Here is a 24,169-nt window from a genome sequence, read left to right as displayed (position 1 = left end):
GGCTCCCGTGTGCGGATGGCTAGAGTAAGCCGCGTGGGGGACCAGAAGACACCAAAGATCCTGATGCCGGCCGTGCCGGCGACCGCCCTGTGGGAGATGTCGCTCGCGGCGTATCTGCGCCACCGGACCGATCTCCCTTCGCTCGCCCTGAAGCCGCTGGGCTTGCTCGACCGCTACGGCGAGGTCGCCGTCGGGCCCGATCACATGGCCTTCGACGGCGAGGACGTGCCCTGGGCCAAGACCGTCCGGCTGGTCGTGCGCGACCTGGTCGAGGTGGTCTCGGACAAGGCGATGGCGCGCGAGGCGGAGCGGATCCGGCACATGCTGCCGCCGGTTCCGGGCCGCAAGTGGGTGGTGGACCACGCGATGGCGCTGCTCGGGGAGTTCGCGGCGCCGCGGCTGACGAAGGCCCGCGGCGGCGACGTGGTCAGCGAGGTCGTCTACCGCGGCGCGTTCGGGCGGGAGAAGTCGGTCCAGGCCGGGGTGTTCGCGGCGCTGGCCATGGCGACCTGGCCGGAGGTGCGGCAGAGCCTGATCGCCACCGCGCGGCTGCACGATGTCGAGGTGTGCGGCGAGGCCGTCCCGCGGCAGGCTCTCAGCGCGCACGAGCCCGATGGGGACGCTGCGCTCGCGCCGTCGGAGTCGGCTGATATGCCGACCCTGACTGTCCCGGCGCAGTCGGAGCGGCACACGGAGCGGCAGTTGGAACCGGCGGGGGAGGAGCTGTCGGTGTCGGGCGGCGCCGTGCTGCCGCCGCGAGCGGACCTGGGTGCGCCCGTCGAGCCTCAGCCCGAGGGCTGAGGGCTGAGGCTGAGGGCTGAGATCGCGGGTGCCCAGCGGCTTACCGCTGCACTGCCTCGACCAGGTAGGCGAGCGGCACGTTCGGGTTCCCCCTCCGTGTCACGCTGATCTTCTGCACGGCGGTCGGCAGCGGTCCGCCGAAGGGGTTCACCCGATCGGCGGCGGCGTCGACCACCACGTCCTCGTAGATGTGCGACCAGCCCTGGCCGTGGGTGAAGATGGCGACCCGGACGGTCGCCGTGCCGAAGTCGGCGCCCAGGCTGAACCAGACGTTGCCCCAGCCGGCGGCGCCGTAGTTCGCCGGCGGCGGCAGCACCATCGTCACGGCGCCGGCGCCGGGGGTGATCTCACCGGTGGCGAATGCGGGCATGGTGTCGTCCTCCAAAACATGGGTGGGGCCCAGTGCGGTGACCAGTTGTGCGGCCGTGCCCCGGAACGCGTTGTAGTCCAGCTGCTGTCCGCCGTCGGACGCCTGGTTCGTGAACTGGTAGATCAGGGGTGTCATCCCGCCGTAGGCCTGCCATCCGGCCGCGTCGTCCCCGGGATAGATGCTGCCCGGGCCGCCGGAGCCGCCCGGGTAGGACGAGGAGACCAGCGAGACGCCCCGGTCGGAGAGTTCGGACAGGTTCGGCGAGCCCATCTGCTGCCAGTACCACCGGGGCAGATAGACCAGACGCAGGTTGAGTCCCGCGGCGAGAGCGGCGTCGACGTAGGCGACGATCTGGGCCAGGGACGGGGAGTACGAGCCCGCCGGCTCGGCGTCGAGCATGCCCGGCAGGGAGCGGTCTCCGATGTTGGCCGCTGTGTGCGCGGCCTGAGACGCGGCGCTCTCCCCGGACAGGAAGTGGTACCAGATGAACGGTCTGCCGAGTGCTGAGGCCTGGCTGCGCCAGGCCTGATAGTCGGCATCGGTGTAGTAGGTGCCTTCGGTCGTCTTCGCGATGATGAACGCGGCGTCCGAGAGCCGGGACAGGACTAGCCCGCTCTGGTAGGACGATATGTCCGGTCCGAAGATGGTCACAGGCGGCTCCTTATGGGGCTTTCACAGACCATTGTGATCTCTTATAGCCGCTTTTGGGAGAGCCTTTGAAGGTATCTTTAGTATTCTTTTGTCAGGGTCTGGATGTGGAATTTCGAGCATCATCCGGCGGCCGGGCCGCCAGCAGGCCGACGAACGCGACCTCGAAGACCCGGCGGCACGACTGGCACGACCACCGGCGGTGACCGCCCTCCTCCGGGCGCAGATCCTCGTCGCCGCAGTAGGGGCAGTATGCCGGGGCCGCGCGCTCGCTCATGACAGGTCCGCCTCCGACGCGCGCGCCGTCCACTGCGCGAACGTCTCGTCCTCGTGCCGCTGCTCCTGGAACCGACGCGCCAGGCGCTCGACGTAGTCCGGCAGCGCCGCCGCCGTCACCTTCAGCCCGCGCACCTTGCGGCCGAACGCGCCGTCCTCGACGTCCTTCGGGTCCTTGGTCTGTGCCCCGAGGTGGCCGCCGAGGTGCACCTGGTAGCCCTCGACCTGCTCGCCGTGCTCGTCCAGGACCAGCTGGCCCTTCAGGCCGATGTCGGCGACCTGGATGCGGGCACAGGAGTTGGGGCAGCCGTTCAGGTTGATCGTCAGCGGCTGGTCGAAGTCCGGCAGCCGGCGCTCCAGCTCGTCGATCAGGTTCGAGGCGCTCTTCTTGGTCTCCACGATCGCCAGCTTGCAGAACTCGATGCCGGTGCAGGCCATCGTGGAGCGGCGGAACACCGAGGGCCGGACCTGCAGATCCAGCGCCTCCAGAGCGCTGACCAGCTCCTCGACCCGGTCCGGGGCGACGTCCAGGATCAGCAGCTTCTGCTCGGCGGTGGTGCGGACCCGGTTCGAGCCCGCGGCCTCGGCGAGGTCGGCGATCTTGGCCAGCGTCGCGCCGTCGACGCGCCCGACGCGCGGGGCGAAGCCGACGTAGTGGTTGCCGTCCTTCTGGACGTGCACGCCGATGTGGTCGCGGTCGTAGGCCGGCGCCGGCTCCGGCGCGGGACCGTCGGACAGCTCGCGCTTGAGGTACTCGGTCTCCAGCACTTCGCGGAACTTCTCCGCGCCCCAGTCGGCGACCAGGAACTTCAGGCGCGCGCGGCTGCGCAGGCGGCGGTAGCCGTAGTCGCGGAAGATGCCGCAGACGCCGGCCCAGACCTCCGGGACCTCCTCCAGCGTCACGAAGGCGTTGAGCCGCTTGGCGAAGTGCGGGTTGGTCGACAGGCCGCCGCCGACCCACACGTCGAAGCCCGGGCCGAGCTCGGGGTGGACCACGCCGACGAAGGAGATGTCGTTGATCTCGTGCACCACGTCCTGCAGACCGCTGATCGCGGTCTTGAACTTGCGCGGGAGGTTGGAGAACTCCGGGCTGCCGATGTAGCGCTCCGAGATCTCCTCGATCGCCGGGGTGCCGTCGATGATCTCGGCGGCGGAGATGCCGGCGACCGGCGAGCCGAGGATCACGCGCGGCACGTCGCCGCACGCCTCGGCGGTGGTCAGCCCGACACCCTCCAGCGTCCGCCAGATCGCCGGGACGTCCTCGATCCGCACCCAGTGCAGCTGGATGTTCTGCCGGTCGGTGACGTCGGCGGTGCCGCGCGCGTACTTCTCCGAGACCTCGGCCACGGCGCGCAGCTGGTCCAGGTCCAGGCGGCCGCCGTCGATGCGCACCCGCAGCATGAAGTACTTGTCGTCGAGGTCCTCCGGCTCCAGGATGCCGGTCTTGCCGCCGTCGATCCCGGGGCGGCGCTGGGTGTACAGACCCCACCAGCGCATGCGGCCGCGCAGGTCGCCGCCGTCGATGGAGTCGAAGCCGCGGTAGGCGTAGACGTTCTCGATACGGGCCCGGACGTTCAGGCCGTCGTCGTCCTTCTTGGTCTGCTCGTTGCCGTTGAGCGGCGTGAAGTAGCCCTTGGCCCACTGACCCTCGCCGCGCTGTTGGCGAGGTCGGCTGACGCGGGCAGGCGTGGGCTCGGTGACGGTCATGTCGGGGGTGTCCTTTAAAGAAGGTTCGTACGGCCGGAGGGAGAGCGCCTGAGCGCGAACCGCTGAAAGCGCGGGTCAGAGCCCGGTGCGGACCATACAGACCATGCTGGACAGACGTCCGTAGTCGACGTGGCGTCGACAGACGAGGGCGATTCCGGCACGGGACATGCCCATCAGCCTGGCAGCGCATCCCGGAAGCGTCCACTGTCGTCCGGGATGCGGACCTGTTGTCTCACATCAAGCGTGCTTTCCCTGCCTGCGCGTGGTGAAGGCCACATTTTCGGCACCGACCGGCACCGACCGGCACCGACCGGCGCCGCTCCCGTGCCGGTCGCCGCGTAGTAGTCCCTCAGTCTCCGAACACGCGCCGGGTGTACTCGTTGGCGAACATCCGCTTCGGGTCCACCCGGTCGCGTACTCCGAGAAAGTCCTCGAACCGCGGGTAGGTCTTGCCCAGGTACTCGGCGTCGCGGGTGTGCATCTTGCCCCAGTGCGGCCGGCCGTCGTGGGCGGTCAGGACCTGCTCGACCGCCTTGAAGTACTCCTCGAAGCGCGTGCCCTGGTACATGTGGCAGGCGATGTACGCGGTGTCGCGGCCGTGCGCCGTGGACAGCCACAGGTCGTCGCCGGGGACCACGCGCACTTCGATCGGGAAGTTGACGTTCCAGTGCGAGCTGTTGATCAGCTGGGTGACCTCGCGGAAGGCCGCCACGAACGCCGTGCGCGGGACTGCGTACTCCATCTCCACGAACTTCACGCGCCGCGGCGAGGTGAACACCTTGTCCGAGCGGTCGGTGTAGGTGCGGGCGGACAGCGCCGAGCCGGAGACCTTCGAGACCGTCTTGGTCAGCCGCGGGGCGGTGCGGGCCAGCCGCTGCGCCGCGCCGAACACCGAGTTGGACAGGAACTCGTCGTCCATCCAGTGCCGGAAGCCGGACAGCGGCGCCGCCGGGCCCGTCGAGCGGTTGTTGCGCTTGATGTTGGTGCTGGTCGTGTAGGGGAACCAGTAGAACTCGAAGTGCTCGTTGCTGTCGGCCAGGTCGTCGAAGCCGTCCAGCACCGCGTCGAGCTTCATCGGCTCCTCGCGGGCCGTGAGCAGGAACGTGGGCTCGGTGCGGAACGTCACCGCGGTGACGTAGCCGACCGCCCCGACGCCCAGGCGCGCGGCCTGGAACAGCTCGGCGTTCTCGGTCGGGGAGCAGATCACCATCTCGCCGCTGGCCAGCACCAGCTCCAGCGCCGCGACCTGGGCCGCGATCGAGCCGGAGACCCGGCCGGTGCCGTGCGTGCCGGTGCCGATCGCGCCGGCGACCGTCTGGACCTGGATGTCACCCATATTGGTGAGCGCCAGGCCGTTCTCCGCCAGCAGGGCGTTGAGTTGGTGCAGCGGCATCCCGGACTCGACGGTGACCAGGCCGGCCTCGCGGTCGATCTGCTTGAGCCGGGTCAGCCCGTCCGGCTTGACCAGGACCCCGTCGGTCACCGCGGCCGGGGTGAAGGAGTGGCCGGAGCCGACGGCCTTGACCGTCATCCCGTCGTTGTCGGCGGTGCGCAGGATCTCGACGACCTCGGAGGCGGTCCGAGGGGTGACGACCTTGGCCGCCTTCGCCGTCTGGTTGCCTGCCCAGTTGGACCACTCGTTCGCGCCCGCCACGCCTCACCCGATTCTTCCGCCGGCACGCCAGCCGTGAGCCGCGCCGTTCACTCGATCGCCGGATCCCCCGGACGTAGCCAACGCGAGCCGAGCAGCGCAGTCAAGAGGGCGAGGGCGCTTCCTGCCACTGGGACCAGATATGCGGTGTGCGCCCCGGATCTGTCGATGAGCCAGCCCGAGACCGCCGAGCCCGCGGTGATCCCGACCGCCGCCCCGGTGGTCTCGATCACCATCCCCTCGGTCAGCCGCGCCGCCGGGACCAGGTACTCGACCAGCGCGACGAGGGTGATCAGGGTGGGGGAGATGGCGAATCCGGCCAGCAGCAGCACCAGCGCGAGCACGCCGATGTTCGGCGCCAGCGTCATCGGCGCCGCGGTGACCAGGACCGCCGCCAGCAGGATCTGGATCCGCCGGTACAGCGGCGTCTCCCAGTGCGTGGCGCCGAAGATCAGCCCGGCGACGAACGAGCCGCCGGCGTAGACCGCCAGCAGCAGCCCGGCCCAGTCGCTGTGGCCGTGCTCCTCGGCGAAGGCGACCGTGACCACCTCCATCGACCCGAACATGACGCCGATCGCGATCGCGCAGGCCAGCACCACGCGCATGCCGGGGATGGCGATCGCCGCCGGTCCCGTGTGGTGCTCGGGGGGATGCGGTACCGGCTGGCTGCGGCGCTGGATCAGGAACGCGGTGGTCCCGACCGCCAGGAACCCGGTGGCCAGCCCGACCCCGGCCTCGTGGTGCACCTGCAGGGTGAGGAAGGTCACCAAGATCGGGCCGATCATGAAGACGACCTCGTCCATCACCGCCTCGAAGGAGTAGGCGGTGTGCAGCGACGGCGTGCCGGTGTAGAGCTTGGTCCAGCGTGCCCGCACCAGCGCCCCGACGTTCGGCTGGAAGGCTCCGGCCAGCGCGGCCGAGGCGAACCAGGTCCAGGTCGGCTCGTCGAAGCGCACGCAGAGCATCAGCGAGATCAGCGCCGTGGTCGACACCGCCAGCGAGGGGAACCCGATCTCGGCCTGGCCGCGGCGGTCGATCAGCCGCGCCAGGAACGGCCCGAAGAAGGCCTGGACCAGCGCCATGGTCCCGGCCACCACGCCGGCCAGCGCGTATTTCCCGGTGGATTCCTTGATCATCAAGATGGTGCCCAGACCGAGCATCGAGATCGGCAGCCGGCCCACGAACGCCGCCGAGGAGAAGCCCTTCGACCCCGGCGCCTTGAAGATCGCGGCGTAGTGCTTGGCCACCATAGGGCCGATGGTCGTGCTTGTGGGGCTGCTGCGCCTGCTGGGGCGGCCGGGCGGGTGGCGGGCGCCGTCGCCGCGAATTAATCGAAACGTTGCTCACGTTCGTCCCACATGTCGCGACTATCGGATCTATAGGTGAGACTCTTGGCGGGGGACGGGTTGGGCGCGTTCGCGGCCGACGTCCCGCATCCGCAGCTTTTGGGAGTCATGGATGATCGCTTCGAGGTCCGTGGGCGCTCGCCTCGCCGACCATTCCGGCACGCTGCACGGCATGTGGGGGGACGCCGGCGCGGTGACCATCGGATTGGTGTTCCTCGCCCTCGGTCTGGTGCTGGCTCTGGACGTGCTCAGAATGCTCGCCTACCGGCGCGTGGACATATCGAACCCGAAGCACCGCGGAGCGAAGTGGCTGCACGAGTCCACAGCCCGCCTCAGCAGCGGCCGCGCGGAGCACCACCGGCAGTGCAAACGCGAAGGCCTGCTGGAGGTCGTCGGCTGGGGTCTGGTCGGGCTCGGCGCACCGGCGTTCCTCGCCGGCTTCGTCGGCCTGGTCGCCTGACCTGATCGACCGCCTCTATATCGTTGGCGCACTCCTCTCTCTACAAGGTTGTGGGAGGGGTCGAGGTCGAGCGGCTGCATGGCGCCGGTCAGCTCGAACCCCTCCCGATCGTAGAAGCGGCTGCCCCTGACGTTGTCGTCACGGACGGGCAGTGTCAGTTCCTTGGCGTCCGTGGTCCGCGCGAAGTCGATGCACGCCTGGTTTAGGTGGCGAGCGACATCGTGCGTTACGTGTCTTTCCGGTAGATCAGACCCCGATGACGTTCAGCTCCGCGCAGGAGGTCCACGGGTTCCCGTTGACCTCCGTCAGCGCGCGGAACCGTACGTAGCGGCCGGTCGCGGCGGTGAAGTTCACTGTCTTCAGGCTGTTGTTGTTGGCGAAGGTGCCGGTCGCTACCGCGGTGCCCCAGTTGGTGCCGTCGGTGCTCACATAGAACTCGTACTGTCCGACCCAGCCGTGGTTGCCTCCGTCCTGCCGCGGCAGGTACGTGAAGCCGGACACGGAGTGCGAGGCGGTCATGGCGAGCTGGATCTCGTGCGGGCACGGCGGGTTCGGCGTGACGTTGGACCACTGCGTGTGCCAGTAGGTAGTGGTGCTGCCGTCGATGGTGTTCGCCGCCGCGCCGTTCTCGCCGGCGGTCTCCTGGCTGTCGAAGTACTTCACCGTCCAGCCCGTGCGGTCCAGGACGGCCGGTGTACCGCCGCCACCGGTGCCGGTGGGCGCCGCCGGTTGGCCGGTCTCGATCTTGCCGGCGAAACGGCGCAGGAAGTTGTCGCCGACGTTCGCGGTGGCGGTCAGGTCGTACCAGCCGGCTGCCGTGGTCCAGGAGTGGGTGACGGTCGCGCCGCCGCCGACCGTGAAGGTCCAGGGCCCGCCGGTGATGAAGTGGTTCGCCTTGACCGTGATCACCGCCGAGGCGGTGCCGGTGTTGGTCATGGTCAGCACCAGCGCGTTGTTCGCGGTGTCGTAGCTCGGCTTGGCCTCCAGGTGCGGCAGCGAGGCGTTGCTGATGGTGGTCAGGTCGCCGACGAAGGAGCGCAGGAAGCCGTTCGGGCCGTGGACGTCGAGGGAGTACTTGCCGCTGCTGACGCTCTGCGCGCTCCAGTAGTCCGAGGAGCTCGAGTTCGGCGCGATGAGGTACTGCCAGTTCGCGAAGGTCCGGTAGGCCATCGTGTAGGCCTGGAGCGGGACGGCCTGTGCGCCGGCGTTGGAGAAGTCTGTCCAGAACCGTCCGGCGGCCAGGTCGTAGCGGCCGGTGACGTTCGGCTGGACGAGCGTGGCGCGCTGGCCCTTCGTGCCCGACTCCTGCGTCGGCGTGCTCTGCGTCGCCGGCGGGGTCGGGGCGGGCAGCGTCGAACACTGGTTGTTCGCCGCAGTCACCAGCGGCCCGGTGGCCGGCAGGCTCGGGAAGGTCGTGGTCGTGCTGCCGAAGTTCAGCGCGGTGGTCAGATCGCCGCAGACCGCACGGCGCCACGCTGAGATGTTCGGCTCGTGCACGCCGGTCCAGGCCTCGATCAGCCGGATCGTGGAGGTGTGGTCGTAGACCGTGGAGTCCACCCAGCCGCCCTGCGACCAGGGCGAGATCACGACCTGCGGGACGCGCACGCCCAGCCCGATCGGCAGGCCGCCGACGAACTCGTCGGGAGTGCCGGCTGGCGGCGTCGGCGGGATGACGTGGTCGAAGAAGCCGTCGTTCTCGTCGTAGTTGAGGATGAAGACCGTCTTGGACCACACGTCCAGATTGGACGCCAGCGCGGTGAGCATCTTCGAGACGTAGTCCGCGCCCAGCGCCGGGGCGTAGTTCGGGTGCTCGGACTTGCCCGCCGGCGCGACGATCCAGGAGACCTGCGGCAGCGTGCCGTTGGTGACGTCGGCCTGGAACTCCGCGACCGAGTCCGTGGACTTCACCATGCCGCGCTGGTGCAGCGGGCTGCTGGTGGCGGCGCTCTGGAACTGCTTGAACCAGGCCAGCGCGTTATCGTCGTAGTTGTCGGTCTCCTGGTACACCTTCCACGTGACCCCGGCGGCCTGCAGGCGCTCGGGGTAGGTGGTCCAGGTGTAGCCGGCCTCGGAGTTGTCCGTGACCGGTCCGCCGCCGGTGCCGTTGGGGTCGATCATCCCGGTCCACAAGTAGAGCCGGTTCGGGTTGGTCGGGCCCATGACGGAGCAGTGGTAGCCGTCGCAGATGGTGAACGCGTCGGCGAGGGCGTACTGGAACGGGATGTCCGCTCGGGTGTAGTAGCCCATGGTGTCGACGCCCTTGGCGGCGACCCAGCCGTTGTAGGAGCCGTTGGCCCAGGCGTTGTGCATGCCGCCCCAGGAATGATCAAGATCTGGGACACATTGCGCGCTGGTGGTCGCGGTGTTCAGGTGCCACGGCAGGATGGTCTTGCTGCCGTTGGGCTGGGTGGACACCGTGGTGCCGTTCTGGAACAGGTACGGCGTGGTGTCGTTGAAGCCGCGGACTCCGGCCAGGGTGCCGTAGTAGTGGTCGAAGCTGCGGTTCTCCTGCATCAGGATCACGATGTGGCCGACGTCGCTGAGCGAACCGGTCAGGCCCGTGGTGGCGGCCATGGCCGTGCGCAGCGTCTCCGGCAGGAAGGCGGCGCCGGCGGCCGCAGCCGCGGAAGCGGACAGGAACTTGCGTCTGGAAAGGGGTGACATCTCACTCCAGGCGGTGTGGGAGAGATCGGGTGAGGGTGGCTGCTCGCGAGATGCCCTGTGAATGTAGGTGCGCATCGCAGTGCTTGTAAATGCGCGATCTGCGGCGTAACGGTAAAATCCAAGCGTCGCTGGAGGAGACTCCAAGGGAACGGCCGCCGGGCCCGGGTGTCATCGTCGCTGCGGCTGTGGCCAGCGAGTCAACAATCGGTAAGGGTCTGATTCGCCTATACGCGCCATCGCGAAATCGGGGGAGCGTCCGCGATGCCCGCTTCCGGCCTGCGACGGGGGTTTTGGCGTTCGGCGATCGTGCGCGCGATCATTGGCGCGTGAATCCCTCGCAGCCGCCCTCCGCCGCCGGGCCGCCGCACCACCATGGGCCGCATCACGCTTGGCATCACGAGATCCCGCCGGAAGGCGAGGGCAGCAGCGTCGAGGCTCCTGTTGTCGCCGCTGAAGCTCCAGCTGCTCCTGCTGCACTGTCTGCCGCACCAAGCACTGCGCGCGTAGTCGCCGTCATCGCGGCAGGCGGGTTCCTTGGCGGGCCCACGCGCTATCTGCTCGGTCGGGCATTTCCTACTGCGGCGCACGCGTTCCCGACGACGACGTTCGTGATCAACGTGAGTGGCTCGTTCATCCTGGCGGTGCTGCTGGTGTGCGTGATCGAGGTGTGGCCGCCGACGCGCTATGTGCGGCCCTTCGGAGCGGTCGGCTTCCTGGGCGCCTATACGACGTTCTCCACATGGATGGTCGACACGGACCGGCTCATGGCGGCGGGACGCTATGCGTTCGCCGCACTGAACATCTTCGGCAGCCTGTTCTCCGGACTGGCGGCGACGGCGCTCGGCATCTTCGTGGCGCGCGCGGTTCTCGTCAGGCGTTCCCCTGGATGGTCCCGCGCATGACACTTCTAGCCGTCGCCTTGGCGGCCGCTGTGGGCGCACCTGCGCGGTACCTCGTTGACCGGTTCGTGGCGGCGCGGAACAGGGGCGGCTTCCCCTGGGGCACGTTCGTCATCAACGTCAGCGGCGCGTTCGTCCTGGGGGTGCTGGTGGGTATGGGAGCTCATCATGGGTTGTCCAAGCAGGCGGTGACGATCCTCGGGACCGGCTTCTGCGGCGCCTACACGACGTTCTCGACGTTCAGTGTGGAGACCGTGAGGCTGGTGGAGGAGCGGGCGTTCGCCAAGGCGGTCACGAACGTCGGCGTAAGCCTCCTCGCGGGCCTGCTCGCGGGAGCGGTCGGATTGGGGTTGGCGCAGTGAAGGCACGACAGAAGGAGACCGCGATCCAGCGGGTCGTGAGTGAGGCTTGCGTGCTCGGTGGCGCCGGCCGGGCGATCCTGCTTCAGGTGGCGCACCCTAAGGTCGCGCAAGGAGTGACCGACCACAGCCGCTTTACAGAGAACCCGCTTAAGAGACTGCGCGGAACACTGGACTACATCTACGGCACTACGTTGGGAACGCCTGAGGAGTCCGAGTGGGTCGCCGGCGCAGTGAACCGGATCCATACGTACGTCACAGGACCCGGCTACTCCGCGAACGATCCGGACCTCCAGCTGTGGGTCGCGGCGACGCTCTACAAGTCGGCGATCCAGATGTATGAGCTGACGCTAGGGCCGATGCCTACTGCGATGCAGGAGGAGTTCTGCCGGGAGAGCGCGCTATACGGGACACTGCTGGGCTGCCCTGAGGGCATGTGGCCAGCGTCTGTAGCAGAGTTTGAGAAGTACTGGGACAGTGCGTTGGCGGCGCTAGTGATCTCCGACGGTGCCAAGCGTATCTGTCACGACCTGCTGTACAGCCGAGCTGTTCCCTTCTACCTGCGTCCGCTGCTGCCGGTGAACCGGCTCATCACCACTGGCTTGCTGCCGGAGTACTTGCGGGATGAGTTCGGGCTCGTCTGGGATCCGCGCCGGGAACGGTTGTTCCGGTTCGGGGTGCGCATGGCGCGGCTGACGTACCCGCGGGTTCCCCGGCGGGTACGTCGCCTGCCTATGACGTTCTATATGCAGTACTTCCGTAGGCGTTTCCGCGCCTACGCGTGAATCTCCTCTTCGCCGTCCGCTGGGGGCGCCAGGTACATCTCGTCGATGACGCCTGCGTAGCGTTCGGCGATCACTCTGCGGCGCAGGCTCAGCTTCGGGGTGACCTCACCGGTGTCCGGAGTCCACGGCCCGGGGACGATCGTGTACTTCTTCACCTGCTCGACGCGCGAGAGCTTGGCGTTCGCGGTCGCCACCGCCCGGTCCACCGCGGCGCGGGCTTCGGCGGAGTGCGCGGCGTCGGCGGAGAACACGTCCGGGTCCAGGACGATCAGGGCCGTGACGTAGGGGCGGCGGTCGCCGATCGCGACGGCGAAGCCGATGGCGGGGTGCGCGGTCAGGTGGCTCTCGATCAGCGTCGGGGCGATGTTCTTGCCGCCGGAGGTGATGATGAGTTCCTTCTTGCGGTCGGTGATGGTCAGGAAGCCGTCGGCGTCCAGCGTGCCGACGTCGCCGGTGGCCAGCCAGCCCTCGTCGTCCAGCGGGGAGAGCACGCTGCCGTCCGGCTGGAGGTAGCCGGCGAGCATGATCGGGCCGCGGGCGAACACCTCGCCGGCCTCGCCGATCTTCAGCTCCACGCCCGGGATCGGCTTGCCGACGGTGCCGACGCGGTTCGCGTCCGGCGTGCAGACCGTCGCCGCGCCGCTGGTCTCGGACATGCCCCAGACCTCCATCAGCGGGACGCCCAAGCCGTGCAGGAAGCGCAGGGTCTCCACCGAGATCGGCGCCGCGCCGCTGGTGGCGCGCGTGACGCGGTCCAGGCCGAGGAGCGAGCGGGTGGGCGCCAGCACGGTGCGGTCCGCCTCCTCGACGGCGCGCGCCAACTCCTCCGGGACCTGCTTGCCGGCCGCTTCCAGCTCGGCGGCCTCCAGCGTGACCGCGTGCGCCTTCTCGAACGCCTCGCGCTGCGCCGGCTCGGCACCCTTCACCAGGCCTTGGACGCCCGCGGCGAGCTTCTCCCAGATACGCGGCACGCCGAACAGCCCGGCGGGATGGACCCGGCCGAGCGCGCCGACGACCTGGCGCGGGTCGGGGCACAGATGGACGTGCGCGGTCTTCATGACCGAGCCGTAGAGGCTGAGCTCGCGCTCGGCGATGTGCGCCAGCGGCAGGTAGGCGATGGTGTCGGGGAAGTCCTCGATCGAGGTGATGGCGTCGACGACCACCGCCTCGTACAGCACATTGAGGTGGGTGAGCACGACGCCCTTGGGGTCCCCAGTGGTGCCGGAGGTGTACATCATGCCGACCGGGTCCTCTGGCCGGATCTGCTTCCAGCGCTGCTCGAACAGGCTCGGATTGTCCGCCAGGCGCTCGCGGCCGATGGCCAGCACGGCGCTGTAGGGCAGGAACTGCTTGCCGTGCGCGTCCTCGCCGGTGACGACGCAGTCAGCCTCCTCGACCACGATGACGTGGCGCAGGGCGGGCAGTCCGGCCAGGATCGGCTGCCAGCGCTCGATCTCGTGCCGGCCCTCCAGCACCACGATCGGCGCGGCGCTGTGCGCGGCGACGAAGCCGATCTGCTCGGTGGACAGGGTCGCGTAGGCGGTACAGGGGATGGCGCGGGCGTGCTGGGCGCCGTGGTCGGCGATCCAGTGCTCGAGCCGGCTGGACATCATGGTGAGCATCCGGTCCCCGGGCTCCAGCCCGAGCGCGACCAGCCCTTCGGAGAACTCCGCGGCGCGCTCCCGCAGCTTGGTCCACGTCAGTGTGCTGGTATCGCCGTTCGCATCCGGGGCACTGGTGATCGCCGCCCGATCCCCGAACTCGACCGCGTTGCGCTCCAGCAAGGAGGGCACGGTCTGCCCCGCGATGCGGACTAAGAAGTCCTCGGCGGCGGCAGCGGCGGCGTTGTCCACGGATCCGGTCACGACGAACCTCCAGCGTCGACATCCTTTCGGCAAACACTAAAACCGCCCAACGCCCCACGGAAGAGCCCTGACTGGGCCGAAAGAGTGCACCCGCCTTCGAACCCTTGTGCCCGATTAGCGAAGAATGCGAGCATAGTCCCACAGCGAGAACCGGGGGCCGGCGATCCCCCCGCGAACCGGCAAGACCCACCCAGCCCAGCACATCAGCACATCCAGGGGGATGCACCGATGAACGAAACCACCGTCACCGTCGTCGGCACGGTCTGCAGCGACATCCGCTACGGCCAGTCCACCGACAACAACCCGATCGCCCGCTTCCAAATCCGCAACACCCCCCGCCGCTACGACAAACGCACCGGCACCTGGACCGACGGCGACCCCAACTACTTCAGCGCGATCTGCTGGCGCAACCTCGCCGACCACGTAGCCAGCAGCATGGGCGTAGGAGACCCCGTCGTAGCCACCGGCCGCCTCCGCATCAGCCGCTGGCGTCGAGGCGAAGAGAACGTGGTCACCGCCGAACTCGAAGTCCAAGCCATCGGCCACGACCTCCGCTGGGGCACCACCGTCTACCGCCACTCCACCCCACCCGGCGGCACCCGCATCCCCGGCCCCGCCCGCCGCCGCGAAGAACCAGCCGCCACAGCACACGCAACCGCCACCCCCGACCGCGAGCCCATCGCCGCCGGCACAGCAGCATCCGCACTACCGCCCGCCGCAAGCACCAACCCTGAGACAGAACCAAGCACCCGGGAGGTGATGGACCTCCCCGCGGCGGCATGAGGCAGCACTAGCAGCAGGGCCTGAGCCCGCAGCGGCGATGCTGCGGACACCAAGCCCCCCGCCACGAGGTACGCGGCCGGTATGCGGGGACCGGCCGCGGCCTCGGGACGGCGGCAGGCGCAAGGACCGCGCCCGGTGAGACGGCAGTCGGCTGACGCTGACTGCTCCATGCAGCGTGCCCGCGCGCGCCAAATAGCAGGTGGGATGGGGGCGGGGGATAAGGAGAAAACTGTCAAGCAACAACATCCCGCCCGAGTCGCCGCTGCCGCTGCCGACTCGCGCCGCAGCCGCACGCCGCTGCCGCCTCGCGCCGCCATGCTTCGCGCTGCGGTGACTCCGGCTTGAGCCGAACTGTGGCGCCCAGCCGGAGCCGCAGTCGCACGCTGCTGCCGCCTCGCGCCGCCGTGCTCCGCGCTGCGGAACTTTTGGCTTGAGCCAAGCTGTGGCGCGCAGCCACGGCCGCATACCGCAGCCGACTCGCGTCGCCATGCTTCCCGCTGCGGTGATTCCGGCTTGAACTAAGCGGCGCGCCGCCGAAGCTGCACGCCGAAGCCGCACGCCGCAGTCGCACGCTGCTGCCGCCTCGCGCCGCCGTGCTCCGCGCTGCGGAACTTTTGGCTTGAGCCAAGCTGTGGCGCGCAGCCGTAGCCGCACGCCGCAACCATCTCGCGCCGCCGTGCTTCCCGCTGCGGTGATTTTGGCTTGAACTAAGCGGCGCGCAGCCGCAGTCGCACGCCGCAGCCGCCTCGCGCCGCCATGCTTCGCGCTGCGGCGACTCCGGCTTGAGCCAAACTGCGGCTTGGCGCTGTGCCGCCCTGTGGTGCCTCGAGCCGCGCTATGGCTTCGCGCTGCGGTGCGTCGCTGCCGTGCCGTGCCGTCTTGGATCATCCTGCCCGGCCCTGCCACGTCAGCCATTCGGCGCCGTCTGTCCACCGCTGGCGCCGGGCAGAAGATCGCAGTGGGTGACATGAAGCGCGGGCGTGCGCGTTGGATTCCAGGATTGGCGGTTGGTACCGCCGTGGCCGCGGCGGTGGCCGGTGGTGTGTGCGCGTACTCCTCGCCGGAGTCGGCGCCGACACAGGCGCTCGCCTCCAGCACAGCGCACCGTGCGGCGGTGAAGCCTGCCGTCGCGCCCACGAGTCCGCGGCGCACGTACCCGCTCCAGGCTCCGCTCGTCGTGGCTGCGGCTCGGGCGTTTCCGAACGAAGGCCAGTGGCGCGCGCTTGCCACCGACTCCCGTGGTGAGCCCGTGGTCCAGGGCACGTTCCTGCATGCTGCCGGTACTTCTGCGCCGGTGGCCATCGCGTGGATCAAGCAGTCCGCCGCGCGCTTCGAGCTGCATCCTGGGTATGCGCAGCCTGGCGGCAGTTGGTCGCAGCCGGACATGCTGCCGCGCGATCGGCGCGGTGGGCTTGTCGCCACGTGGAATGGCGGCTTCCTTATGGGTGACTCCGGTGGCGGCTTCTACCTCGACGGGAAGCAGCATGGTCCGCTCGTTCCCGGTGTTGCGGCTGAGGTGTTTCGGCGGGATGGGTCGTTCACGGTTGGTGTGTGGGGTCGTGATGTGACGCTCGGGTCGGACGTCGTCGGGGTGCGGCAGCAGCGGCAGCTGATGGTAGACGGCGGGCGGATCGCTGGGGACATCGACTCGCTGTTCACCTGGGGTGTTACCGATGGCGGTGCCACCTATGTGCGGCGCTCGGGTGTCGGGGTGACTGCTGATGGCGATGTGGTCTTCGCCCTCGGGCCGACGATGTCGCCGCGTTCGCTGGCCACGGCGCTGCAGCGGGCCGGCGCCGTGCGGGCGATGGAGCTCGACATCAACATCAGCTGGCCGTCCTTCATGGCGTATGACTCCTCGGGCAACCCCGGTGATCCGCGTCCCTTCAAGTGGGGTGACTACCCGCGCTCCGCCGAGCGGTACTTCAGTCATTCCGCTCGCGATTTCGTCGCCGTCTACGCGCGCGCCACCGGTGCGCAGGGCGGCGCGTGCGTTGATCCCGCGGGTGTGACGCGTTCGCGGCCGGGTGGCGACACGCTCGGTGGGCCGCTGGCCTGCTGAAGCGGCGGGGTGGGTCCAGTGTGCGCGGTGCGGAGGCGGCAGAATCAGAGTGCTGAGAACGCGAAGCGGCCGCCGTGACCCCCGTCACATCCCCGCCTTCCGAGTGACGGCGTCAAAACCATTAACCCGCGGCAACTAAGCTCTAGGTTATGGCGGAGTACATTTACACCCTGCGCAAGGCGCGCAAGGCCCACGGCGACAAGGTCATCCTCGACGACGTGACCTTGTCGTTCCTGCCGGGGGCGAAGATCGGCGTCGTCGGTCCGAACGGTGCGGGTAAGTCGACCGTGCTGAAGATCATGGCTGGGCTGGAGACGGCGTCGAACGGTGACGCCAACCTCGCCCCTGGCGCCTCCGTCGGCATCCTGCTGCAGGAGCCTCCGCTGGACGAGTCGAAGAACGTGCTGGAGAACGTCCAGGAGGCCGTCAAGGAGACCCTGGACCTGCTCAAGCGGTTCAACGAGATCGCCGAGCAGATGGCCACCGACTACTCCGACGAGCTGCTCGCGGAGATGGGCAAGCTGCAGGACGAGCTGGACCACCGCAATGCCTGGGAGCTGGACTCCCAGATCGAGCAGGCGATGGACGCTCTGCGCTGCCCGCCCGGGGACGCCGACGTCAAGGTGCTCTCCGGTGGCGAGAAGCGGCGGGTGGCGCTGTGCCGGCTGCTGCTGGAGGCGCCGGACCTGCTGCTGCTCGACGAGCCCACCAACCACCTGGACGCCGAGTCGGTGAACTGGCTGGAGCAGCACCTGGAGAAGTACGCCGGGACCGTGGTCGCCGTCACCCACGACCGGTACTTCCTGGACAACGTCGCGCAGTGGATCCTGGAGCTGGACCGCGGCCGGGCCTACCCCTACGAGGGCAACTACTCGACGTACCTGGAGACCAAGGCCTCGCGCATGCGGGTCGAGGGGCAGAAGGACGTCAAGCGGCAGAAGCGCCTGAAGGAAGAGCTGGAGTGGGTTCGCTCCAACGCCAAGGCGCGCCAGGTCAAGAGCAAGGCGCGGCTGGCCCGCTACGAGGAGATGGCCGCTGAGGCGGACAAGATCCGCAAGCTCGACTTCGAGGAGATCCAGATCCCGCCGGGCCCGCGTCTGGGCAGCGTCGTGATCGAGGTCTCCGACCTGGTCAAGGGCTTCGACGACCGGGTCCTGATCGACGACCTGTCCTTCACGCTGCCGCGCAACGGCATCGTGGGCGTCGTCGGTCCGAACGGCGCGGGCAAGACCACGCTGTTCAAGACCATGGTGGGCATGGAGCAGGCGGACGGCGGCTCGGTCAAGATCGGCGAGACCGTCTCGATCTCCTACGTCGACCAGAACCGCGCCGGCATCGACCCGAAGAAGTCGCTGTGGGAGGTCGTCTCCGACGGCCTGGACTACATCAAGGTCGGCCAGGTCGAGATGCCCTCGCGGGCCTACGTCTCGGCGTTCGGCTTCAAGGGCCCGGACCAGCAGAAGCCGGCCGGCGTGCTCTCCGGCGGCGAGCGCAACCGGCTGAACCTGGCGCTGACCCTGAAGCAGGGCGGCAACCTGCTGCTGCTCGACGAGCCGACCAACGACCTGGACGTGGAGACGCTGACGTCCCTGGAGAACGCGCTGCTGGACTTCCCCGGCTGCGCCGTGGTCATCTCCCACGACCGCTGGTTCCTGGACCGGGTCGCCACGCACATCCTGGCGTGGGAGGGCGACTCGAAGTGGTTCTGGTACGAGGGCAACTTCGAGGGCTATGAGAAGAACAAGGCCGAGCGCCTCGGCCCGGAGTCGCTGCGCCCGCACCGCGCCACCTACCGGAAGCTGACGCGCGACTGATGAGCGGCACCGGCCAGACCAGCACAGGCGGCACGACGACCGCCTCCCGCTCCCGGACGGCGCCCCCAGCGCCGGCCGGGCCGGGACGGCGGCATGTCTACCTGTGCCCGCTGCGGTGGTCGGACATGGACGCCTACCAGCACGTGAACAACGTGGTCTACCTCCGGTACCTGGAGGAGGCGCGCGTGGACTGGATGTTCCGCCGCGCCTCCGAGGCCGGGGTGGAGGGCTTCGCCACGTTCGGCACGGTGGTGGCCAAGCACGAGATCGAATACCGGCGCCCGCTGGTCTACCGGCCCGAGCCGGTGCGGGTCGAGGTCTGGGTGACCGCCATCGCGACGGCGAAGTTCACCGTGGCCTACGAGGTCTGCGACGACGATGGCGTCTACGCGACCGCCTCCTCGGTCCTCGTGCCGTTCAACATCGAGGGAAACCACCTGCGGCGGCTGTCGCAGGTCGAGAAGGACTACCTCGCCGAGTACTACACCCCGGTGGAAGCGTGAGCGCGCACGTCTCCGAGCTCCTGCTGGCCGGTGCGGACGAGGCCGCCGACCTCGGCGGATACCTGAGCCGGCTGCTGCGGTTCGACAAGGCGGCGGCGGTGCGGGTCGTGGCCTCGGGCCCGACGGTCGGGGTGTACGGACGGCCGCCGTTCGACGTGCTGACGCTGCGCACGGTCGCTCTCGGCGCCGGCGAGTCCACGGCTCCCGTCGCCGGGGACGCCGATGCCGACACCGATACTGATGCCGACACCGATACTGATGCCGACACCGCCGCCGGAACCGACGCCGACAGCGACATCGCCATCGACCTGGATATCACCGTCTCAGCCGGCGACCTGCTCCACGCGATCGCCGACGACGGCTCGCTGTCCCTGCCCCGGCCGCTGGCCGGCGCGACGTCCTGGACCGGGTTCCTGCCGCCGCGCGTCGGCTGGCAGACGGTCGGCGAGCTGCCGGTCGCGGAGGTGGAGACGGCCGCGCTGGCCGGCATCGCCGAGTTCAAGGAGCGCGCCGAGGCGATCGCAGACCGGGAGCGGACGCGGGTGGCGGTCGACCGCATCGCCGCGGAGATCTGGGACCGGCCGCTGACGTTCGGGCTGCCGGTGCGGGCCGCGCACGCCGCGCGGGCCATGGCGTTCCTCGGGCAGGCGCAGTCGGCGTCGGCCGTGGTGCGGTCGGCGGGCCGGTGGCTGCGGTTGGACGCGCCGTTCGGGACAATAGTGCTGCGGACCGGGTCCGGCCTGCTCGCCTGAGGGTCAGCAGCTCTGTCGGGCCAGCCCTGCCGAGTCAGCCCTTCCAGATCAGCCCTACAAGGTCAGCCCTGCCGCGTGAACCGCAGCTTCACGCTGATCTCGCCCTTGCCGGCCATCATGCCGAGCTGGTTCCACGTCATCTCGAAGTCCGCGCGGACGTAGGGGATCGTCGCGGTCAGGGTGACCGAGTCGCCGCGCTGTTCGGCGTGCGCGATGAAGGTCAGAGGCTTGACGATGTCGCGGACCTTCAGCGTGCCTCGCACCTGGGTCTCGGAGCTGGCTGTGGTCACCGGACCTATGCGGTCCACCACGAACTGGAACGTCGGGTGGCGCTCGACGTCGAAGAAGTCGCCCGAGCGCAGGTGGGTGTCGCGCTTGCCCAGACCGGTGTCGAGCGAGGCGGACTCGACGGTCACGACGCCCTCGCCGGTGCCGTCCTCGTCCAGCACCCCCTCGGCGTGCACGGTCTTGAACACGCCGCGGACCGTGGCCAGTCCCCAGAAGGTCTTGTTCTTGAACGCCACCTCGTGGCCGGAGGGGTCGAGGGTCCACTTCTCGCTCATGACGGGCTCCTTGAAAGCTTGCGGACGGCCGAGCAGATAGGCAACACGCTATCTTCTCGCCAGTAATTATCTAGCTGGCGAGATAGTAGCTCGGTGGCCTATCCTGGTCAACGTGAACGGGACGGATGGGCACAGCGGGGGTGAAGGGACCTGCCCCTCGGTGGCGGACCTGGCGTTGCTTCAGCAGTGGAACCACCTCCAGGGGGCGTTCCGGCGGCTGAACGGGCGCCTGCTCGACGACGTCGAGGCCCGGACCGGCGTGGCGCCCTCGGCCTTCCAGGCGCTGTGGTATCTGGTCAGCAGCCCGGAGTACACGGCGAAGATGAGCCAGCTCTCGGCGATCCTCGGCTTCTCCACGGCCGGCACGACCAAGGTCGCGGACCGCCTCGCCGAGGCCGGGATGATCGAGCGCGGGCCCTCAGCCGCCGACCGCCGGGTGATCCTGGTGACGCTGACCGACCACGGGTTCGAAGTCGCCAGCGAGGCGATCCGGACCTTCTTGGCGGCGCTGCGTGAGCGCGCGGTCGGGCCGATGGGGGCGGACGGGTTCGCAGCGCTGGTGGAGTCGGTGGTCGGGCTGGATCCTGGGAGCGGCGGGGAGTGCTAGAAGGCGTCAGGCGAGGCTGACGGGTATCAGGTATCAGTAGTCCGTGACCAGCTGGGTTGGTCAGCGGTGGTCGGCGGAGATCAGCGAAGATCAGGCGGACAGCTGACTGCCATCCGCTACGTGGTTGCCATCCGCTACCCGGCCGCCTGAGCCTTCCGCTGCCGCTTCGCCAAAGGCATCAGCGCCATGTCCTCCGCGCTGACCTTCAGTCCTTTGTACCCGTAGCCGCGCTCGTCGAGCCACTGCTCGGCCTTGGTCCGCGCGCTCTCGCCGGCGGCGGCGATGTCCTCCTCGCGCTCGCCGTGCTCCAGGTAGCGGAACGTGAAGAACGGCCGCATCGCCAGGTCATACGTCAGGTGCCCCTCCGCGGTGAACGCCGCGTTCAGCACGTCGTGCTCCGCCGCGTCGGCGAGCAGGGCGGTGCGCTGGTCCTCGGTCAGGGCGTCGAAGGAGCCGCGGACCATGACCCGGAAGGTGCGTTCGTTCATGGCGCCGACCTTAAACCGGCGCGGCCGGCGCCACGAATGGGTTTCTACTCCGCGTTGACCATGCTGTGCGCCGCGCGGAGCAGGTAGTCCCACAGCTCCGCCGCGTACAGGGGCGGCAGTTCCAGTTCGTCCACCGCGACCCGCATGTGGGTCAGCCATGCGTCGCGCGCGGCCGGGTCCACCTTGAAGGGGAAGTGGCGCATGCGCAGGCGCGGATGCCCGCGCTGCTCCGAGTATGTCGTGGGGCCGCCCCAGTACTGCTCCAGGAACATGCGCAGGCGTTCCTCGGCAGGTTCGAGGTCCTCCTCGGGATACATCGGCCGCAGTAGGGGGTCGGTCGCTACGCCTTCGTAGAAGCGCGCGACCAGCTTCCGGAAGGTCGGCGCGCCGCCGACCGCCTCGTAGAACGTGACGGGTTCCTCGCGATCACTCACCCGACCATCTTCCCACCGCGCGCGGAGCGGGTTCTATGCTTCATCCATGCCGGGGGACTCAAAAGCGCTGGATACGGGGTTCGCGAAAGCATCACATGCGGTCGGTCCCCCGGAACTCCAGCTGCCGCCACCGCGCTTAGCGCCGCTCCCGGCCGGTCCGTCGGATTCAGAGGAAGACGCCTCACAGGGCGGAAACGCTATAGCGAATTCCTCTCTAGAGGACTCGCAGTACGTCTTACCTAGACGCACCAGAACGGAACCCCCCAGCAAGGTCGCCCGCGCCGCCCCCTGGCTCATAGCCTCCGGCGCCTTCGTCCTGTACGCACTGATCTCGATACTCCGCTACGAGCGCCGTGAGTCGATGTCCTGGGACCTGGGCATCTTCACCGAAGCAGTCCGCGGCTACGCGCACTTCCAAGCACCGATGGTCGGCATCCGCGGTCAGGAGATGAACCTCCTGGGCGACCACTGGCATCCGATCCTGATGCTCCTGGCACCGTTCTTCCGCGTCTTCCCCTCGCCGGTCACTCTCCTGGTGGCGCAGTCCGTACTCCTCGCACTGCCCGCCGTACCGCTCACACGGACTGCGATGGACCTTGTGGGCCGCTACCAGGGATACGCCATAGGAATCGCCTACGGCTTGTCCTGGGGCGTCGTCCAGGCCGCGAACTTCGACTTCCATGAGGTCTCCTTCGCGGTCCCCCCTATAGCGTTCAGCCTCTGCGCGTATATACGCGGCGAATACCGCAAAACCATCCTGTGGGCGCTACCGCTCCTGTTCGTCAAAGAAGACCTCGCGCTGCTCGTCCCGATCATCATCGCGATGGTCATAGCCCGCACCGGCTTCCCACGACGCACTGTCGTCCAAGCCGGTGTCCTCGCCTGTGGGGTCGCCCTAGGAGCGCTGACGACCTCGTTCCTCGTCAAGATCGTCATACCGCGCTTCAACCCGAACGGCGTCTACGAGTACTGGAACGAGGGCGGCTGCCTTGACCCCAAACTCCACAGCGGCGTTGGGAAGCTCCTCACCTGTGTTCCCCAACAGTTCGTGAACGGACTCGGCGACAAGGAGAGCACGGTGCTGATGACCCTGCTCCCGGTCGCCTTCATCGCCTTGCGCTCCCCGCTGGCCCTGCTGGCGGTCCCGGCGCTGGTGGCCCGGTTCGTCAACGTCATGCCGTCCTACTGGGGCACGAACTTCCACTACAGCGTCGTCCCGATGGTCGTGGTCTTCGCCGCCGCGATCCACGGCCTGGTCCTGATGAAGGAATCCCGGGAACGCGAAGCCGCTCACCCGAGCCGCTTTCCCGAACCCAAGTCCTGGCTGCGCACCATCGGCGACGCCCAGGTCAAGCACGGCGCCGTCGCCATGCTCGCGGTCGCCGCCGCGCTGACGCAGTCCTTCCCGCTCCAGGACCTGCTGCACCACCAGACCTGGTACCCCAGCCCGCGCGCCAAGGCGATCAAGCGTGCCGAAGCCGCGATCCCGTCGAACGTCACCGTCGAGACCACGGTCGAGATGCTGCCCGCGCTCGCCGCGCGCGACGAGACGCTGTGGATCGGCAACGCGAACATCGTCGTGCCGCCCGACTACGTGGCCTTCGACATCGACCGCGCGGGGTGGGGCGGGCAGGCCACGGCGCAGGACTTCGTCGTCGCGCGGCACCCCGGCTACTCCTACCAGGAGGTGTTCGCCGACACGGCGGACAACGTGTTCGTGTTCAAACGGACTGGCTGAGCACGCCCGCCGACCGCGTGAGAGGATCGCGTCAGGAGCTTTCGACTGTTGCAAGGAAGAAGGTAGGGACACCCATGGCGACTACTCGTAAGGCCGACACGCACTGGGAGGGCAGCCTCCTCGACGGCAAGGGCAACGTCACGCTGGCCTCGTCGAAAAGCGGGACCTTCGACGTCACCTGGGCGTCGCGCGCGACCGACGAGGCCAAGGAGACCAGCCCCGAAGAGCTGATCGCCGCCGCGCACGCCACCTGCTACTCGATGGCGCTCTCGCACGGCCTGGCCGGCGCCGGGACCCCGCCGAACAGCGTCGACACCCACGCCGAGGTCGACTTCCAGCCCGGCGAGGGCATCACCGGCATCCGCCTCGTGGTCCGCGCGGACGTGCCCGGCCTGAGCGCCGAGGACTTCCAGGCCGCCGCCGAGAACGCCAAGGCGAACTGCCCGGTGTCCAAGGCGCTGGCTGCCGTCCCGTCGATCACCCTGGACGCCGCGCTCGTCTGAGCTCGTCTGAGTTCGTCCAGTGGTTCGTTCGCCGGTGCGTTCGCCGCACGCATGACTGAGGTCCCTGTCTCAGCGACAGGGACCTCAGCCA

Annotated in this window: 23 protein-coding genes; 13 read left to right on the top strand and 10 right to left on the bottom strand. The window is 68.8% G+C overall.

Features of this window, described 5'->3' with window-relative positions; translation table 11 throughout:
• The first annotated feature begins 33 nt into the window (after positions 1–33).
• Positions 34–801 (top strand): hypothetical protein, encoded by a 768-nt coding sequence (locus CACI_RS36440; RefSeq protein ID WP_143765533.1) that lies wholly within the window; start codon positions 34–36, stop codon positions 799–801.
• 40 nt (positions 802–841) lie between these two features.
• Here CACI_RS36440 and CACI_RS36435 read toward each other — a convergent pair whose 3' ends face one another.
• The 5 genes from CACI_RS36435 to CACI_RS36420 form a co-directional block, all read right to left on the bottom strand.
• The gene (locus tag CACI_RS36435) at positions 842–1,822 is read right to left on the bottom strand and encodes a GH25 family lysozyme (RefSeq protein ID WP_015795927.1); all 981 of its coding nucleotides are present in this window, start codon (positions 1,820–1,822) and stop codon (positions 842–844) included.
• 91 nt (positions 1,823–1,913) lie between these two features.
• Positions 1,914–2,096 carry a hypothetical protein gene (locus tag CACI_RS54530; protein ID WP_015795926.1) on the bottom strand — a complete coding sequence of 61 codons (183 nt, stop codon included), beginning with the start codon at positions 2,094–2,096 and terminating at the stop codon, positions 1,914–1,916.
• Positions 2,093–3,802, bottom strand: a complete 1,710-nt coding sequence (locus CACI_RS36430; RefSeq protein WP_015795925.1) for a nitrite/sulfite reductase — start codon at positions 3,800–3,802, stop codon at positions 2,093–2,095. The genes CACI_RS54530 and CACI_RS36430 overlap by 4 nt, the downstream gene beginning before the upstream one ends.
• Before the next feature lie 349 nt (positions 3,803–4,151).
• Positions 4,152–5,456, bottom strand: a complete 1,305-nt coding sequence (locus tag CACI_RS36425) for a D-arabinono-1,4-lactone oxidase (RefSeq protein ID WP_015795924.1) — start codon at positions 5,454–5,456, stop codon at positions 4,152–4,154.
• Between the two features lie 47 nt (positions 5,457–5,503).
• A complete protein-coding gene (locus CACI_RS36420) occupies positions 5,504–6,703 on the bottom strand; it encodes an MFS transporter (protein ID WP_015795923.1) in 1,200 nt (399 codons plus the stop codon).
• A gap of 208 nt (positions 6,704–6,911) precedes the next feature.
• Here CACI_RS36420 and CACI_RS36415 point away from each other — a divergent pair, with 208 nt between their 5' ends.
• Positions 6,912–7,259, top strand: a complete 348-nt coding sequence (locus tag CACI_RS36415) for a hypothetical protein (RefSeq protein ID WP_015795922.1) — start codon at positions 6,912–6,914, stop codon at positions 7,257–7,259.
• 246 nt (positions 7,260–7,505) lie between these two features.
• Here CACI_RS36415 and CACI_RS36410 read toward each other — a convergent pair whose 3' ends face one another.
• A complete protein-coding gene (locus tag CACI_RS36410) occupies positions 7,506–9,923 on the bottom strand; it encodes a phosphocholine-specific phospholipase C (protein WP_015795921.1) in 2,418 nt (805 codons plus the stop codon).
• Positions 9,924–10,213: 290 nt separating this feature from the next.
• On the opposite strand from CACI_RS36410, the gene CACI_RS48610 reads away from it, so the two are divergent.
• Genes CACI_RS48610 through CACI_RS36395 form a run of 3 tightly spaced genes read left to right on the top strand, consistent with a single transcriptional unit; the run spans position 10,214 to position 11,966 of the window.
• A complete protein-coding gene (locus CACI_RS48610; RefSeq protein ID WP_223297355.1) occupies positions 10,214–10,825 on the top strand; it encodes a fluoride efflux transporter FluC in 612 nt (203 codons plus the stop codon).
• On the top strand, positions 10,822–11,184 hold the full coding sequence (crcB, locus tag CACI_RS36400; protein WP_015795919.1) for a fluoride efflux transporter CrcB: 363 nt from the start codon (positions 10,822–10,824) through the stop codon (positions 11,182–11,184). The genes CACI_RS48610 and crcB overlap by 4 nt, the downstream gene beginning before the upstream one ends.
• Positions 11,181–11,966 carry an oxygenase MpaB family protein gene (locus CACI_RS36395; protein WP_015795918.1) on the top strand — a complete coding sequence of 262 codons (786 nt, stop codon included), beginning with the start codon at positions 11,181–11,183 and terminating at the stop codon, positions 11,964–11,966. Before crcB ends, CACI_RS36395 begins: the two co-directional genes overlap by 4 nt.
• Here CACI_RS36395 and CACI_RS36390 read toward each other — a convergent pair.
• Complete coding sequence (locus tag CACI_RS36390; protein WP_015795917.1) at positions 11,957–13,831, bottom strand: AMP-dependent synthetase/ligase; 1,875 nt, start codon at positions 13,829–13,831, stop codon at positions 11,957–11,959. The genes CACI_RS36395 and CACI_RS36390 overlap by 10 nt on opposite strands.
• A gap of 228 nt (positions 13,832–14,059) precedes the next feature.
• Between CACI_RS36390 and CACI_RS46555 the strand changes: the two genes are divergently transcribed.
• The 5 genes from CACI_RS46555 to CACI_RS36365 all read left to right on the top strand — a co-directional run bounded on the left by CACI_RS46555 (position 14,060) and on the right by CACI_RS36365 (position 19,745).
• Positions 14,060–14,614, top strand: a complete 555-nt coding sequence (locus CACI_RS46555) for a single-stranded DNA-binding protein (RefSeq protein ID WP_015795916.1) — start codon at positions 14,060–14,062, stop codon at positions 14,612–14,614.
• 1,018 nt (positions 14,615–15,632) lie between these two features.
• The gene (locus tag CACI_RS36380) at positions 15,633–16,676 is read left to right on the top strand and encodes a phosphodiester glycosidase family protein (protein WP_041540684.1); all 1,044 of its coding nucleotides are present in this window, start codon (positions 15,633–15,635) and stop codon (positions 16,674–16,676) included.
• 149 nt (positions 16,677–16,825) lie between these two features.
• Positions 16,826–18,490, top strand: coding sequence for an energy-dependent translational throttle protein EttA (ettA, locus tag CACI_RS36375; RefSeq protein WP_015795914.1), 1,665 nt, complete (start codon positions 16,826–16,828; stop codon positions 18,488–18,490).
• Positions 18,490–18,993: an acyl-CoA thioesterase gene (locus CACI_RS36370; RefSeq protein ID WP_015795913.1), complete on the top strand. Its 504-nt coding sequence runs from the start codon at positions 18,490–18,492 to the stop codon at positions 18,991–18,993. Before ettA ends, CACI_RS36370 begins: the two co-directional genes overlap by 1 nt.
• Complete coding sequence (locus CACI_RS36365; protein ID WP_015795912.1) at positions 18,990–19,745, top strand: hypothetical protein; 756 nt, start codon at positions 18,990–18,992, stop codon at positions 19,743–19,745. Before CACI_RS36370 ends, CACI_RS36365 begins: the two co-directional genes overlap by 4 nt.
• 62 nt (positions 19,746–19,807) lie before the next feature.
• On the opposite strand, the gene CACI_RS36360 is transcribed toward CACI_RS36365, so the two are convergent.
• Entirely contained in the window at positions 19,808–20,308 is a 501-nt protein-coding gene (locus CACI_RS36360) for a YceI family protein (RefSeq protein WP_015795911.1), read from the bottom strand.
• Positions 20,309–20,420: 112 nt separating this feature from the next.
• Here CACI_RS36360 and CACI_RS36355 point away from each other — a divergent pair, with 112 nt between their 5' ends.
• Positions 20,421–20,915, top strand: coding sequence for a MarR family winged helix-turn-helix transcriptional regulator (locus CACI_RS36355; RefSeq protein WP_223297354.1), 495 nt, complete (start codon positions 20,421–20,423; stop codon positions 20,913–20,915).
• Positions 20,916–21,049: 134 nt separating this feature from the next.
• Here CACI_RS36355 and CACI_RS36350 read toward each other — a convergent pair whose 3' ends face one another.
• Both CACI_RS36350 and CACI_RS36345 read right to left on the bottom strand, forming a co-directional pair.
• Positions 21,050–21,403: a DUF6204 family protein gene (locus tag CACI_RS36350; RefSeq protein ID WP_015795909.1), complete on the bottom strand. Its 354-nt coding sequence runs from the start codon at positions 21,401–21,403 to the stop codon at positions 21,050–21,052.
• A gap of 44 nt (positions 21,404–21,447) precedes the next feature.
• Positions 21,448–21,837: a globin gene (locus CACI_RS36345; RefSeq protein WP_015795908.1), complete on the bottom strand. Its 390-nt coding sequence runs from the start codon at positions 21,835–21,837 to the stop codon at positions 21,448–21,450.
• Positions 21,838–22,198: 361 nt separating this feature from the next.
• Between CACI_RS36345 and CACI_RS36340 the strand changes: the two genes are divergently transcribed.
• Positions 22,199–23,575 (top strand): DUF2079 domain-containing protein, encoded by a 1,377-nt coding sequence (locus CACI_RS36340; protein ID WP_049871826.1) that lies wholly within the window; start codon positions 22,199–22,201, stop codon positions 23,573–23,575.
• A 74-nt stretch (positions 23,576–23,649) separates the two neighbouring features.
• Positions 23,650–24,078 carry an OsmC family peroxiredoxin gene (locus tag CACI_RS36335; RefSeq protein ID WP_015795906.1) on the top strand — a complete coding sequence of 143 codons (429 nt, stop codon included), beginning with the start codon at positions 23,650–23,652 and terminating at the stop codon, positions 24,076–24,078.
• Positions 24,079–24,169: the final 91 nt, after the last annotated feature.

Source organism: Catenulispora acidiphila DSM 44928 (assembly GCF_000024025.1).
GTDB classification, from domain to species: Bacteria; Actinomycetota; Actinomycetes; order Streptomycetales; family Catenulisporaceae; genus Catenulispora; species Catenulispora acidiphila.
The sequence above is the reverse complement of the archived record's forward strand: the minus strand, read 5'-3'. Positions and strand labels throughout refer to the sequence as shown.

What these genes read in the sequence shown, in the direction of transcription:
- CACI_RS36415 (WP_015795922.1), top strand. Translation starts at nt 6,912, where the DNA reads ATGATCGCTTCGAGGTCCGTGGGCGCTCGCCTCGCCGACCATTCCGGC.
- ettA (WP_015795914.1), top strand. Translation starts at nt 16,826, where the DNA reads ATGGCGGAGTACATTTACACCCTGCGCAAGGCGCGCAAGGCCCACGGC.
- CACI_RS36335 (WP_015795906.1), top strand. Translation starts at nt 23,650, where the DNA reads ATGGCGACTACTCGTAAGGCCGACACGCACTGGGAGGGCAGCCTCCTC.
- crcB (WP_015795919.1), top strand. Translation starts at nt 10,822, where the DNA reads ATGACACTTCTAGCCGTCGCCTTGGCGGCCGCTGTGGGCGCACCTGCG.
- CACI_RS46555 (WP_015795916.1), top strand. Translation starts at nt 14,060, where the DNA reads ATGAACGAAACCACCGTCACCGTCGTCGGCACGGTCTGCAGCGACATC.
- CACI_RS36350 (WP_015795909.1), bottom strand. Translation starts at nt 21,403, where the DNA reads ATGAACGAACGCACCTTCCGGGTCATGGTCCGCGGCTCCTTCGACGCC.
- CACI_RS36410 (WP_015795921.1), bottom strand. Translation starts at nt 9,923, where the DNA reads ATGTCACCCCTTTCCAGACGCAAGTTCCTGTCCGCTTCCGCGGCTGCG.
- CACI_RS36420 (WP_015795923.1), bottom strand. Translation starts at nt 6,703, where the DNA reads ATGGTGGCCAAGCACTACGCCGCGATCTTCAAGGCGCCGGGGTCGAAG.
- CACI_RS36430 (WP_015795925.1), bottom strand. Translation starts at nt 3,802, where the DNA reads ATGACCGTCACCGAGCCCACGCCTGCCCGCGTCAGCCGACCTCGCCAA.
- CACI_RS54530 (WP_015795926.1), bottom strand. Translation starts at nt 2,096, where the DNA reads ATGAGCGAGCGCGCGGCCCCGGCATACTGCCCCTACTGCGGCGACGAG.
- CACI_RS36340 (WP_049871826.1), top strand. Translation starts at nt 22,199, where the DNA reads ATGTCCTGGGACCTGGGCATCTTCACCGAAGCAGTCCGCGGCTACGCG.
- CACI_RS36370 (WP_015795913.1), top strand. Translation starts at nt 18,490, where the DNA reads ATGAGCGGCACCGGCCAGACCAGCACAGGCGGCACGACGACCGCCTCC.
- CACI_RS36360 (WP_015795911.1), bottom strand. Translation starts at nt 20,308, where the DNA reads ATGAGCGAGAAGTGGACCCTCGACCCCTCCGGCCACGAGGTGGCGTTC.